Raw genomic sequence first — 13,069 nt, forward strand, 5'->3', positions numbered from 1 at the left:
ACTGCCTATACTAGCAGTGCATTTTTACTATGCTAACGCTTGTGCTAAATCTTCAATTAAATCTTCTCCGTCTTCAATACCGACAGAAATTCGAATTAATGTATCTGTAATTCCTAATTCTTTACGACGATCTGCTGGAATTGATGCATGCGTCATTTGAGAGGGGATAGAAATTAAACTTTCTACTGCTCCTAAACTTTCAGCCAGCGTAAAGTATTGTAATCTCTCAAGTACTTTATTTAATGTTTCTTCGCTATCTACATCAAATGAGATAATAGCACCAAATCCATTTGCCTGTTCTGTTGCCAGTTCATGGTTTTGATGTGACTCAAGGCCTGGGTAATATACTTTATTTACTTTTGGGTGGTTATTTAAAAACTCAGCAATTGCGCGTGAATTCGTTTCATGCTCTTCCATTCGAATTCCTAATGTTTTTAAACCACGAAGTAGTAAGAAACTATCTTGTGGGCCAAGAATGCCACCTGTTGAGTTTTGTACAAAGTGAAGGTCTTCTGCTAATTGCGGGCTATTTACAACTACTAGACCTGCAACTACGTCACTATGACCTCCTAAATATTTCGTTGCACTATGAAGTACAATGTCTGCTCCTAAAGAAATCGGCGACTGCCAATATGGCGTCATGAATGTGTTATCAATAATTGTTAATAAATCTTTCTCTTTAGCAAGAGTAGATATTTTTTTAATATCAGTAATTTTTAGTAACGGATTCGTTGGTGTTTCTACATAAATCGCTTTCGTATTTGGACGAATCGCTTTTTCAACGTCCTCTAAGTTTGTTGTATCTACAAATGTATGCTCAATACCGAAGCGGTTTAACACTTTCGTAATCACGCGGTACGTTCCGCCATACACATCATCTGTTAAAATAACGTGGTCACCTTTTGAGAACAACATAATTGTAGCTGTAATAGCCGCCATTCCTGAACCAAATGCGAAACCAGCATGGCCGTTTTCTAATACCGCAATCATTTCTTCTAAAGCTGCACGTGTTGGGTTTCCTGTACGTGAATATTCATATCCTTGATGCTTACCAACTGCTTCTTGTTTGTACGTACTCGTTTGATAAATCGGTACATTTACAGATCCAGTTGAAGGTTCTCCTATGCGAATACCATGAATTAACTTTGTCTTTGCTCTCATTTTTTATTCCCATCCTTTGTATATGTCTTTACTTAAATAGCGCTCACTACTATCAGGAAAAATCGTTACAATATTTGTACCTGGCGCCGCTTTCTCTGCTTCAAGTAAACTTGCATGAAATGCTGCTCCTGAAGAGCTCCCAACAAGAAGTCCTTCTTTTTGCGCTAATTCTTTCACTCGTAAAAATGCATTTCGATCAGAAATCGTATGAATTTCATCAAAATAAGATGTCTTCAAAAATGGCGGGATAAATTCCAGTCCAATTCCTTCGGTCTCATGTGAACCAGCCTTACCACCATTTAAAATAGATCCTTCTGGTTCCACAATAACCGTTTTTATATCTACATTTTTTTCTTTCAAGTAAGATGCAGTCCCCATAAACGTACCGCCAGTTCCTGCTCCAGCAACAAATATGTTAATCTCTCCATTCAATGCGTCCCACAGTTCAGGTCCTAATGTTTTAAAATATGCACGAGGATTTGCCTCATTTGCGAACTGACTTGGAGAGTATGAATTCGGTATCTCATTTACTAACTCTTTTGCTTTTGCAATTGCACCGGTCATTCCTTGCTCAGTCGGCGTATGCACGACCGTTGCGCCTAGTGCTTTCATTAATTCTTGTTTTTCAATGCTAAATTTCTCTGGTACACAAACCATAACGTGTAAATCATGTTGTAACGCTGCGAGTGCCAGTCCAATACCAGTATTTCCAGCTGTCGGTTCAATAATTGTTCCGCCCTCTGTAACAAGCCCTTTTTCTAGCGCATCTTCGATTAATTCTCTTCCTAATCGGTCCTTAACACTTCCGCCTGGGTTATAAAATTCAAGCTTTGCAAATAAACGGACCCCTTCTGGAAGTGAAAAACGAGTAATTTCCACAATTGGTGTATGACCAATTAACTCATGAACTCCACGATATACATTCATCGTGTTCTCCCCCTTATTTGCCAATAAAGAAAAGGCAACTGTATGTATTTTCTTTATATGAGACAGTTGCCTTTTTGTTACATTACTTTAACTCTTCTAGTACTTTTACGATAAAGTTTGTAGAATGAAGAGCTGCTTGATCTAAAAATTGATCAAATGAAACATTTGATTCTTTACCAGCAATATCAGAAAGTGCACGAATGATAACAAACGGAACTTCATATTGGTGGCATACTTGTGCAACAGCTGCTGCTTCCATTTCTACTGCATAAAGGTTTTCAAATTTATCACGAATTGCTGCAACTCGGTTCGGATCACTCATAAATGAATCACCTGTTGCAATCATACCTTTTACAACTTGAATATTTTCTTCTGCCTGCATACATTTTTCAGCTAATGCAACTAATGCTTCATCAGCTTTAAATCCAGGCGGCATCCCTGGTACTTGCCCATACTCATAGTTAAATGCTGTTACATCTACGTCATGGTGACGAACTTCTGTTGAAATAACGACATCCCCAACATTTAGAGAATGATGGAAGCCACCAGCTGAACCAGTATTAATGACTTTTTCAGGCTTATATCTTTCTAATAAAATTGTCGTTGACATCGCTGCGTTTACTTTACCAATACCAGACTTTAACAAGATTACTTCATGTCCTGCTAATTGCCCTTTCGTAAATTCACAACCCGCAACCGTTTCTGTTTCTGCTTGTTCTAATTTATCACGTAAAATACGTACTTCTTCTTCCATTGCTCCAATTACAGCAATTCTCAATCTAATCCCTCTTTCTATTGCTTAGTTGCCTCCATTACCCACACGAAATGATTTAATCTCGTAAACGTTACATGGAAGCCATTGTTTTCAAAAATAGTCTGCATAACTGGAATACGTGTATAGTATTCCGTTTGCAAATCGTTTGCTAACTGATGAAAACCTCTTTGTTTTGCTGCTTCAACAGTTTTATCATATGCATCTTGATCTGCAAATATCGTATCAGCAAACACTATTTTACCACCTTTGTTTAGCAATTGACTATACTTCGCAATCGCTACATTTTTTTCATCATCTGTTAAATGATGAAATGCATAGGTGCTTACTATGGTATCAATGGAATTCGGGACTTCAAACGAAAGAAAATCACCTTCTGTAATGGAAAACTCTTTTGGCAATTTCTCTTTTGCAATCATGCGCATTTCACGTGACGGTTCTATACCGTAAACTGTGCGGCCAGCAAGTAATAATTTATTTGTTAAATTACCTGTACCGACACCAAATTCTAATACGTTACCAAATGACTTGTTAACTACATCCTCTAGAATGTCCTCATAATGGGCGAAAACTTCTTTATATTGTATATCTTCGCCTTGTACAAATGAGTCGTACGTATGAGCCCACTCATCAAATAAACCATTAAATTCTGTACCCATAAAAATTCCCCTTTTTCTTATCGGTTTTATCAGTATGATATTCCCTCTTTCTAAAAATGTCAATTGAAATGTACATGGTATTTCCTTCTTTTCTTTGTTACACTATAGTTGATTACATAGGAGAGGGGCCGTCTTCATGTCATTTACCTTTGAAATGTTAGAAGATAAAGTAGAATTTTTTGAAGCGGGAGACTTAGCTTCTTTAGAACGTAAAATCAGTGAACAAATCGATAATAATAAAGCACTTATGCTTGAAGTTCATCACATCTCGCATCAAATGGTTATGGATCCTGAAAGTAAAAGACCATATTATAGCGCGGTTGTTCATTTTAAATTAAAGAAATTACGCTAACTAAAAAAGAGAAGCTCCTTAGGAGCTTCTCTTTTTTAGTTTAGAGTTTGAACAAGTACTGGTTTCCAGCCTTCATTGTCTACCCAATCAATATTTACATAATATCTTTTACCTGTTTGTTTATCTTGTACGTTACCGTAAGCTTTATTCTTACCGTTATTTCCGATTCGATGAATAATTAATTGCTCTACTGGAACGTCAATTGCAGCTGAAATCGCTTGATTCATCTCATTCCAATCTGCTGTACCTTTTTTAAACGTCATCGCAGGTGTTGCACCTTGCTCTGTGCCTACTGGCTTCCAAGAAGGTTTCGTATAAGCGTCAGTTGCCTTTGGCTGTGTTTTTTCAGCTGGTACTTTCTCGTTAGCTTTCGCTTCTTCTTCAGCTTTTTTCTGTTCTTCTTCAGCCTTTAGCTTCTCTTCTTCTTCTTTCTTCTTAGCCTCTGTTTTCTCTTGTTCATTCTTCTTCGTCTCTTCTTTGCCTTTAGCTTTCTCAGACTTATTCTCTTTCGTTGTTTGCTGAGCTACCTTTTTATCGCTAGAAGACGCTTGCTCTTTCGTGTCAGGAACAAACAATTGATATGCTACAATAGCTACTGCTACTAGTACAATAGCGATTGCAATATTTAAAACACCGTTTTGACGACGTTTTTGTTGTTTCTGTTGGAATCTAGATCCTCCTGCCATTCTTCAAACCTCCATGCAGTTTTTCATACTTGCTATTGTAACATTAAATCTAGAAAGGTTGAACATTTACAATAATATTTTCATGAAATGAAAACATTTTACTATGAATTGCAAGATTACTTTTCATTCTCTAATCGATAGATTGATTCTACGATAGATTTGAAAATAGGTGTAACTTTATTTACATCGCTATTCGTTTCTATATCCACGACAACTAAAGCATACCTTGGATTTTCATATGGAAAATAACCTGCAAACCATCGATTCTCTTTCTTTCCTTTTCCTGTTTGTGCTGTCCCAGATTTTCCAGCGACACTTAGTGGTAACGACTTGAATGCTGATCCTGTGCCTTTTTCCGTTGTTACAACGCTCCTTAATAACTTTTGTAATGTTTTCACTGTTTCATATGAAAGCTGTTTTCCACCTAATGTATGGTCTTCAAATGTATAAAAATCCGTTCCATTTTTATACATTATTTTTTCAACAGCTTTCACTTCCATCTTTTCTCCTCCTCTAGCAATCGTCGCCATCATATTTGCAATCGCTAGAGGTGACATACGTACATCTTTCTGTCCAATTACTGTTTGCGCTACCGCTTTTTTACTATTCTTATTTCCTTCACTCCCCCAAATCGTAACACTTTTCTCCTCTGGCATTTGCTCAAAATGAGTTGTATGAAATACAGAACCTCTCCATCCAACCTTCTCAGCGCCTCCTAAAGCCTCTACATAAGTTTCTAACACCATCTTATCCTTTTGTATTAGCTCATTTCCTAACTCTGAAAATGTCCTGTTACAGCTTCTAGCAAAGCTCTCTTTAAAACTAAGTGTCCCCATCCTAACTTGTGGGTGATCTTCACCATATAAATCTTTATTACAATTAAATACGCGATTAAAAACATTTTCATTCTGATCAATCGCTGCCGCCGCAATGATTGTTTTAAAAACAGAACCGGGAAAGTGTGGTGTTAACATTTGATTTTCAAGTGTAGTTTTATATAAACTCTCATCTTTCACCTGTACAGCTGGTTTGCTAACCATTGCTAAAATTTCATTTTTCTTTACATCAAGTAGCACTACTCCTCCCTTCTTAATTTCACTTGCTTCAACTACTTCTTCTGCTTTTTTCTGTAACTCGTTATGTAAAGTAGTTTGAATCGTCACTGGATAAAACGGATTTCCAGGCGATGTATATTTCGCTTGTTTTCCAAAAATCGGTTCTCCTTGCCGATCCACTTGATACAATACTTTTGCCTCTCCATCGGTCAAAAGAAATTCATCAAATGATTGCTGCAATCCTGAAATGCCAATCGGTGTTTGTTTTGAAATTTTTCTAACTTCTCCGTATCGTTTTTGAAATTCTCGCTCATTCTCACCCACATCACCAATTAAATGATTCATCATGCTAGTTTGTCGCAAACGAACTTCAGCTGCTACAATGCCTAATACATTTAATTGATTCACCTTCTCCATCTGCTCTCGTTCCAAGCGAAGTGGTTCATTTCCTCTTTGCAGGATAAATGCACTTTTCTTATGTTTCATTTGACTTTCAATCTCTTGTCTCGACATACCAATGATATGCGCAATTTTCTCCAACATGTTATTTTTTAATTGTAGAAATGGAAAAACAATTAAAACAGGATACTTTTTCTCACCTATCTCCTTACCATTACGATCTATAAAATGGCCGCGTCCATCATCTACCGTAATGGATTGCGTCCGTTGTGTAACACTTTTTTCAATTAAGTTAATCTTACGATCCGTAAATGATTCCGTATCGATAATTTGTATTTGAATTAAACGACAAAGTAATATAAACATGACACATATAAAACAAATTAAAACAATTGTAATTCTCCGTTTTATTTTCATAAAAAAACACCTCGTCTATTGTAGTTTAGACGAGGTACTATTTTATTTATACAAGCTCCGAAATAAAAATAGATATTATATAAAGCTATTATTGTTTCTTTGGTTTTTCTAAAAATTTCATAAGAAGCGATCTAAATTCAGTTTCATTCACTCCAGTGTTTTTAGCAACTTCAATTACAGTAGTTGTTACATTAGCAGCTACTTTTAAATATTCCTTACTGAAATTATCCATTTCATTTCTTTTTTCTTTTGCATTCTCAACTGTTACAGAATCAATACAAGTAATCATTTTATCTACAATATGTAAATAATTATTTTGTGCATCTATTATTTTTTGAATATCATCTTTATTACTTACTTTTGATTGTTTTAAATATGTATACGCTTGATTCACTTCATCTTTTAAAATCTTATCATTATTCTTCGCCTGTTCTTGTAACATATTCTTCATATCATCTATTGTTTTTTGATCCATAGAATCTCGCAATAAATAATCTGGATTCCCAATCGCATAATCGTACTTAATCGTTACATCTTGAAATATTTTCATCACAATAGCTAATTGATACGCTACATCAAAATCATTAAATTCCTTTTTACCTTGCGGAGTTTCTAAGGTTTTTGAACCCTCAGTTGCTTTAATATCCTTTTTTTCTTCTTGCTTTACCTTTTCTCCCTTTGATGATGTAGTTTCCTCATTCGTTCCGCATGCAGCAAGTCCTAATATGGATATACTACAAACTAATCCCGTAAAGATTTTATGTTTCATAATTAGCCCCTTTTCCCTTTTAAAACCTATAGTCTCTAATTATGATATCAAAGTTTAAAGTATTTTTTTGACATTTTTTGTCGAATCACTCTAAAGGTTACATAAAATTCTACAGAAAAAAAAGATTCTCCCGATAGGAGAATCTTTTTTTTATTTTACAGAGATAATCTCTACTTGCATTTCTCCACCTGGAGTTTGGATTGCTACCTTTTCGCCAATTTGCTTACCTAATAAGCTTTTTGCGATTGGAGAATCGTTAGAAATTCTTCCTTCAAATGGGTCTGCTTCTGCGCTACCTACGATTGTGTAAGCTTCTTCATCTCCATCTGGTAATTCTTTAAATGTTACTGTCTTACCTAATGTAACAACAGTAGATTCTTCGCCATTATCTGTGATGATAACTGCGTTACGGATCATGTTTTCTAATTGTGTAATACGTCCTTCTACGAACGCTTGCTCATCTTTCGCTGCATCATACTCAGAGTTCTCAGAAAGATCTCCGAAGCTACGTGCAATCTTAATGCGCTCTACAACCTCTTTACGTTTTACCGTTTTTAAATCCTCAAGTTCGTTCTCTAGTTTTTGCTTACCCTCTTGCGTCATAGGGTATGTTTTTTCTGTTGCCATATTTTCCACTCCTTTTATATACCAATCCCCCGAAAAAAAGAGGAGTTCCATATGAAAACTCCTCCGCTTATATAGAGAGCGGAGGTTTCTAGCACGCCTGTACTAGCGGAGTTGTCACATACAACCCCGTATTTCCAATTCTTCTTTATATAAAGAAGATATGTATGGAAAGTTGATATAAATATGCCCTCACCTATATATAGATGAGGTTGCATGTTTCATTGTATTCGATAGGAAGGGAAAAAATCCCTTCCTATCGTATATCTTTTACTATGCTATTACAAATTTACTTTTTGTTCAAGAATTGTTGCAATTTTTGTAACCATAATATCAATTGCAACGTGGTTTTGTCCACCTTCAGGGATAATAATATCCGCAAACTTCTTAGAAGGCTCAATAAATTGATTGTGCATTGGACGTACAACATTTACATATTGATCAATAACTGAATCCATCGTACGACCGCGTTCTTTAATATCACGCTGCATGCGGCGCAGGATACGAAGGTCCGCATCTGTATCAACGAATAGCTTAATGTCCATTAACTCACAAAGACGTGGGTCTTCTAAAATAAGAATTCCTTCTAAAATGATTACATCTTTCGGCTCAACTGGAATAATTTCATCTGAACGCGTATGCAATGTATAGTCATATACAGGTTTCTCTACTTGTTTATATGCAAGCAACTGCTGCAAATGTTCAATTAACAAATCATTATCAAACGCTAATGGATGATCATAATTTGTTTTTAAACGCTCTTCCATTGGTAAATGGCTTTGATCTTTGTAATAATAATCTTGCTCTAAGATTAAAATGGAATGACCTTTAAAATGGTCAAAAATCGCTTTCGTTACACTTGTCTTACCTGACCCTGAACCACCAGCAATTCCAATTACAACAGGCTTATTCGTCCCCATTCGACTATCACTCTTTCTTATTGAAGTATGCTTTTGCGCATCATATTATTCACATACACTGGTTGATCCACTTTGAATTTCACGATTTGCAACGGATGTCTCGCTGCATCTAATTCGTTTCCATCCTCATCCCAAATTTTCTCCACCGTCTGCGTAAAGTTTTCTATTTCTGGTCCAAAGAACTCCACTTCATGTCCTGGTTTGAAATGATTACGTTGCTCAATCGTTACGATGCCCGTTTCTTCATTATAATCTAACACTAAACCAGCGAAATCATACGTTGTTTTCTTACTATGATTTCCAAACATTTGCTCTTGATGTCCTGGAACCCCTTCAAAGAATGCAGGAGCTGTATCACGATTTGCACATTTATCAAGCTCATCTAACCATTCTTGCTTAAACTCAAAGTTATCAGGATCCGCACAATATGCATCAATTACTTTACGGTATACTGTCGCTACAGTCGCTACGTAATGGATTGATTTCATACGTCCTTCAACTTTTAAGCTATCAATTCCAATTTCAATCATTTTCGGAATTGATAAAATTAAATTTAAGTCTTTTGGACTCATTGCAAAGTGAGCATCTTCTTCTTGGAATAGAGGAAGCTCTTTTGCATCTTTATGTTGTGATACTGTTTGAACTAAATCATAATCCCAGCGACAAGATTGACAACAACCACCACGGTTAGAGTCACGCGCTGTCATATGGTTACTTAGCGTACATCTTCCTGAATATGCGATACACATTGCACCATGGACGAATGCTTCAATTTCAATATCCACTTTTTCTTTAATCTCTTTCATTTCTTCATAGCTTGCTTCACGAGCTAATACAAGACGATGTAAACCTTCTTCTTTCCAATACTGTGCTGCTTTCCAGTTGGATAGTGATTGCTGTGTGCTTAAATGCACCTCAACAGAAGGCGCTACACGTTTACAAGTCTCAATGATAAGCGGATCAGCAACGATAATTCCCGTTACGCCAGCTTTTTCAATCCCTTTTAAATATTCCTCTAGCCCGTCCATATTTTCATTATGTGCAAAGATATTTGTTGTTACATATATTTTTGCTCCATATTTCTTTGCAAATTCCACACCTTCTGCCATTTCTTCCAGTGTAAAGTTACCTGCATTCGAACGAAGACCAAATTCTTGTCCACCTAAATATACAGCATCTGCCCCGTAATGGATAGCTACTTTTAATTTTTCTAAGTTACCCGCAGGGATTAACAGTTCAGGTTTCTTCACAATAACGCGTTTGCCATCGATCACTCGTGAAATTTCTTGTACAGTCATTTCCTACACCCTCCTCGTTTAGTAAACCGTCTCTTTAAAGAAGAATCCTGTATCTAACGGACGATTCACCGGTTGCATTTCTTCTATCTCTTTATATAAATCGTCTTTCACGTCATAATACGCATCACGATCTTCTACACATAAATCAATTGCTTTACGATATTTCTTCGTTACCTCAATAATGTATGCAGAGCTTTTTAGTACACCATCAACTTTTAAGCTATCGATTTCAGCATCAATTAGCTCTTCTAACTCATCGATGAAACAAATATCGTTTGGACTCATAATGTGAGTACCATTTTCATCTTCATAAATTGGATATTTATTGTTACGCTCTGGGTCATATAAGAACATATTCTCTTCATATTTTTTCTTTTCAATGTCAAGATGACGTCCTTGATACTCAAAGTAGTTTCCTACTAACGAACGCTTCGATTGGAACATACAAGTCATACCGTGAATTTGTACTTCAAGTTCCACTTCAGCATTTTCTTTTAACTCAACAATTTCATCTAAGCTAAGCTCACGAGCTAATACAGCACGTTTTGCTCCTCTTTGTCCCCAGTAGTTACAAGTAAACCAGTTTGTTGCTGTTGTTTCTGTATTCCAGTGCAATTGCATATTTGGCGCTACTTCGCGGACCGCCATTAATACTGCTGGGTCTCCAAAAACAATTGCATCTACATGTACTTCGTTTAAAAATGCAACATAGTCTGTTAATTCTTCTACTTTATCGTTGTGGAACATAGCGTTCATTGCTACGTATACTTTTACACCATTTTCATGTGCAATCTTCACAGCTTGTTTCACATCTTCACGTGAAAATTCCCCTGCTAAACGTAAACCAAACTTTTGCTCACCGATCATTACCGCATCTGCTCCTGCTTTCGCAAGAGGTTCGATATCCGCCACTGCTTTTGGTGTTACTAACAATTCTGGTTTCTTCATACCTTGGTCACCCTTTCTTTTTACTAACAGCTACTCCATCACCAATTGGGAAAATCGTTGTATCATATCCTTCATGGTTCATAAGCCATTCATTGTACGTCTTAATACGACGGATTAAACCACGTGTACGTCTGTTTTCAATTTTCTCTTTCGTTGTTACAAGACCATGGTACATAACATTATCTGAAATAATTACGCCACCAGGATTTAATAACGGTTCATATAAGTCAAAAAAGCGACGATATTGTCCTTTTGCTGCGTCAATAAAAATAACGTCAAATGTTCCATGTTCTTCTACTTGCTCGCCTGTTTCTAACGCATCACCGTAAATAACGGAAATACGTTCTTTAACTGGTGAACGTTCTATATATTCAAGTGCTTTTTCATATCGATCGCGATTGCGCTCAACTGTCACAATGCGAGAATTTGGAATAGCTTGCATCATACGAATACTAGAATAGCCAATTGCTGTACCTAGCTCTAAAATGCTCTTCGGTCCAATTAAACGTAAAAATTGCAACATAAATTCCATTCCAAGTCGATCCATAATTGGCACATGATTTTCTTTCGCATAGTCTTCCATTTCAAGAATTAATTTATCTTTCGGATCAATAAATGATAATAGGTACTCGTTAACTGCATCCTCCATAATGGTCCTCCTTATTTACATGGAGAAGTGCCTCTATGACGTCTTTTCACACATAGAATGCAATAAAAATACAAGCCAGCTTTATCCTTAGCTTGTACGTCCCGTTTTGATATTAAAAACGATTCTTCTGCCAGTTTTTAACCCGATATATTTTACCACAAAAAAGAGGGATGTGCGACCTTTTTCGCTATCCCTCCCCATTTCACTGCTTTTTCGTAATATATTTTTGCTTTAATGCATTATGCTCTTCCAATGTTTTCGCATAATACACTTCACCAGTTGGTGCAGCTAAGAAATAATAATAATCTGTTTGCGCAGGTTCTAACGCCGCTTCCACTGAATGTTTGCCAGAGTTTGCAATCGGACCGACAGGTAATCCTTTCACAACATACGTATTGAACGGTGAGTTAACCTTTAAATCTTCGTATAACACACGTTGTTTATGCTTTCCAAGTGCATATAATACCGTTGGATCCGTTTGAAGCGGCATACCTTTTGCTAAACGATTATAAAAGACACTAGAGATCTTTTGACGATCTGTAAAGCCTGTTGCCTCTTCTTCAATAAGTGAAGACAATGTTAAAAGCTGATGAACATCCCAGTTTTTCGCTTTCATTTTTGCTTCGTTTTGAACAATGATTGCATTCGTTTTCTCAAGCATCGGAATGACAATTTCCTCCAAAGTTGTATCTTTTTTATAGAAAGAGTACGTCGCAGGATATAAATAACCTTCTAATGGATATTTAATATTGCTATCAAAGATTTTATCCGTTAACAGCTTGGGATACTTTTGCTGCATTTTTTGAATAAATGCTTTATCGTTTAATTGACGTACAATATCATCTTTATTCCACTTTAATTCGTTTGCAACCGTTTCTGCAATTTCAGTTACTTGTGCCCCTTCTTTTACCGTCACTTTATAAAGAGCTGGACGATGTACATTACCAGATGACATTTGCTCCATAACATCTTTTGCACTCATTGAAGGATTTAATAAATATGTACCCGCTTGTAAATTTTTAGATTTAGCCTTTGTATAAAAACTAAAAACTGTACCGTTTTTCACAGCACCTTTTTCTTCTAAAATCTCACCAATTTTACTAGTAGATGATCCCTTTGGAATTTCTACTTCAATCTCTTTTTTATTCCCGCTATCAACCGGTCCTAATGCGGATGAAATATACGCATAGACTGAACCACAAACTAAAAGCAGTGCAATTATCGAGAATAAAAAAATGCGTCTACGCTTCTTTTTCACTTGATTCTCTACCAAAACTCTTCCTCCTTATTCAATTGTAGGCCATATGTACATCTTTCTATACAACATGATAAAAAATCACAATACATTTACCTATCATTTTTGACAGATACTTTATTTTCTACAATCCGTCTCATTATACTACAAAGGATTACGCAGTTTCGACAAAAAATCT

At 36.1% G+C, this 13,069-nt stretch carries 14 protein-coding genes; 1 reads left to right on the forward strand and 13 read right to left on the reverse strand.

All coding sequences use genetic code 11. From position 1 onward, the window contains the following. Positions 1 to 27: 27 nt before the first annotated feature. From ACTFSI_RS04220 to ACTFSI_RS04235, 4 genes are all read right to left on the reverse strand, one after another. The gene (locus ACTFSI_RS04220; RefSeq protein WP_265152966.1) at positions 28 to 1,161 is read right to left on the reverse strand and encodes a bifunctional cystathionine gamma-lyase/homocysteine desulfhydrase; all 1,134 of its coding nucleotides are present in this window, start codon (positions 1,159 to 1,161) and stop codon (positions 28 to 30) included. 3 nt (positions 1,162 to 1,164) lie between these two features. Further along, entirely contained in the window at positions 1,165 to 2,088 is a 924-nt protein-coding gene (locus ACTFSI_RS04225) for an O-acetylserine dependent cystathionine beta-synthase (protein WP_001103858.1), read from the reverse strand. 82 nt (positions 2,089 to 2,170) lie between these two features. Beyond that, complete coding sequence (gene mtnN / locus ACTFSI_RS04230) at positions 2,171 to 2,866, reverse strand: 5'-methylthioadenosine/S-adenosylhomocysteine nucleosidase (RefSeq protein WP_001217039.1); 696 nt, start codon at positions 2,864 to 2,866, stop codon at positions 2,171 to 2,173. Positions 2,867 to 2,880: 14 nt separating this feature from the next. Further along, the gene (locus tag ACTFSI_RS04235) at positions 2,881 to 3,519 is read right to left on the reverse strand and encodes a class I SAM-dependent methyltransferase (RefSeq protein ID WP_000536319.1); all 639 of its coding nucleotides are present in this window, start codon (positions 3,517 to 3,519) and stop codon (positions 2,881 to 2,883) included. A 136-nt stretch (positions 3,520 to 3,655) separates the two neighbouring features. On the opposite strand from ACTFSI_RS04235, the gene ACTFSI_RS04240 reads away from it, so the two are divergent. Then, positions 3,656 to 3,871: a YrzA family protein gene (locus ACTFSI_RS04240; RefSeq protein WP_000010984.1), complete on the forward strand. Its 216-nt coding sequence runs from the start codon at positions 3,656 to 3,658 to the stop codon at positions 3,869 to 3,871. Positions 3,872 to 3,906: 35 nt separating this feature from the next. Here the strand turns inward: ACTFSI_RS04240 and ACTFSI_RS04245 are convergent, their stop codons facing one another. From ACTFSI_RS04245 to mltG, 9 genes are all read right to left on the reverse strand, one after another. Continuing rightward, positions 3,907 to 4,557 (reverse strand): YrrS family protein, encoded by a 651-nt coding sequence (locus ACTFSI_RS04245; RefSeq protein WP_000897107.1) that lies wholly within the window; start codon positions 4,555 to 4,557, stop codon positions 3,907 to 3,909. 116 nt (positions 4,558 to 4,673) lie between these two features. Beyond that, positions 4,674 to 6,428 carry a peptidoglycan D,D-transpeptidase FtsI family protein gene (locus ACTFSI_RS04250; RefSeq protein ID WP_265152970.1) on the reverse strand — a complete coding sequence of 585 codons (1,755 nt, stop codon included), beginning with the start codon at positions 6,426 to 6,428 and terminating at the stop codon, positions 4,674 to 4,676. Positions 6,429 to 6,516: 88 nt separating this feature from the next. Further along, positions 6,517 to 7,197 (reverse strand): hypothetical protein, encoded by a 681-nt coding sequence (locus tag ACTFSI_RS04255; RefSeq protein ID WP_000680874.1) that lies wholly within the window; start codon positions 7,195 to 7,197, stop codon positions 6,517 to 6,519. A 150-nt stretch (positions 7,198 to 7,347) separates the two neighbouring features. Next, positions 7,348 to 7,824 (reverse strand): transcription elongation factor GreA, encoded by a 477-nt coding sequence (gene greA / locus ACTFSI_RS04260; protein ID WP_000179963.1) that lies wholly within the window; start codon positions 7,822 to 7,824, stop codon positions 7,348 to 7,350. Between the two features lie 278 nt (positions 7,825 to 8,102). After that, on the reverse strand, positions 8,103 to 8,741 hold the full coding sequence (gene udk, locus ACTFSI_RS04265; protein WP_000537087.1) for a uridine kinase: 639 nt from the start codon (positions 8,739 to 8,741) through the stop codon (positions 8,103 to 8,105). Between the two features lie 17 nt (positions 8,742 to 8,758). After that, positions 8,759 to 10,039, reverse strand: a complete 1,281-nt coding sequence (locus ACTFSI_RS04270) for a peptidase U32 family protein (RefSeq protein WP_000217969.1) — start codon at positions 10,037 to 10,039, stop codon at positions 8,759 to 8,761. An 18-nt stretch (positions 10,040 to 10,057) separates the two neighbouring features. Continuing rightward, positions 10,058 to 10,987: a peptidase U32 family protein gene (locus ACTFSI_RS04275; RefSeq protein ID WP_000742781.1), complete on the reverse strand. Its 930-nt coding sequence runs from the start codon at positions 10,985 to 10,987 to the stop codon at positions 10,058 to 10,060. A gap of 7 nt (positions 10,988 to 10,994) precedes the next feature. Next, entirely contained in the window at positions 10,995 to 11,636 is a 642-nt protein-coding gene (locus tag ACTFSI_RS04280) for an O-methyltransferase (protein ID WP_000389089.1), read from the reverse strand. Between the two features lie 202 nt (positions 11,637 to 11,838). Beyond that, positions 11,839 to 12,909 carry an endolytic transglycosylase MltG gene (gene mltG, locus ACTFSI_RS04285; RefSeq protein WP_000230084.1) on the reverse strand — a complete coding sequence of 357 codons (1,071 nt, stop codon included), beginning with the start codon at positions 12,907 to 12,909 and terminating at the stop codon, positions 11,839 to 11,841. Positions 12,910 to 13,069 lie beyond the last annotated feature (160 nt).

The sequence above is a fragment of the Bacillus cereus group sp. MYBK101-2 genome (assembly GCF_051918845.1).
GTDB lineage: Bacteria > Bacillota > Bacilli > Bacillales > Bacillaceae_G > Bacillus_A > Bacillus_A paranthracis.

Coding starts and splice junctions, on each gene's coding strand:
- ACTFSI_RS04220 (WP_265152966.1), bottom strand. CDS start 1,161: ATGAGAGCAAAGACAAAGTTAATTCATGGTATTCGCATAGGAGAACCT.
- ACTFSI_RS04225 (WP_001103858.1), bottom strand. CDS start 2,088: ATGAATGTATATCGTGGAGTTCATGAGTTAATTGGTCATACACCAATT.
- ACTFSI_RS04235 (WP_000536319.1), bottom strand. CDS start 3,519: ATGGGTACAGAATTTAATGGTTTATTTGATGAGTGGGCTCATACGTAC.
- ACTFSI_RS04240 (WP_000010984.1), top strand. CDS start 3,656: ATGTCATTTACCTTTGAAATGTTAGAAGATAAAGTAGAATTTTTTGAA.
- ACTFSI_RS04245 (WP_000897107.1), bottom strand. CDS start 4,557: ATGGCAGGAGGATCTAGATTCCAACAGAAACAACAAAAACGTCGTCAA.
- ACTFSI_RS04250 (WP_265152970.1), bottom strand. CDS start 6,428: ATGAAAATAAAACGGAGAATTACAATTGTTTTAATTTGTTTTATATGT.
- ACTFSI_RS04255 (WP_000680874.1), bottom strand. CDS start 7,197: ATGAAACATAAAATCTTTACGGGATTAGTTTGTAGTATATCCATATTA.
- greA (WP_000179963.1), bottom strand. CDS start 7,824: ATGGCAACAGAAAAAACATACCCTATGACGCAAGAGGGTAAGCAAAAA.
- udk (WP_000537087.1), bottom strand. CDS start 8,741: ATGGGGACGAATAAGCCTGTTGTAATTGGAATTGCTGGTGGTTCAGGG.
- ACTFSI_RS04270 (WP_000217969.1), bottom strand. CDS start 10,039: ATGACTGTACAAGAAATTTCACGAGTGATCGATGGCAAACGCGTTATT.
- ACTFSI_RS04275 (WP_000742781.1), bottom strand. CDS start 10,987: ATGAAGAAACCAGAATTGTTAGTAACACCAAAAGCAGTGGCGGATATC.
- ACTFSI_RS04280 (WP_000389089.1), bottom strand. CDS start 11,636: ATGGAGGATGCAGTTAACGAGTACCTATTATCATTTATTGATCCGAAA.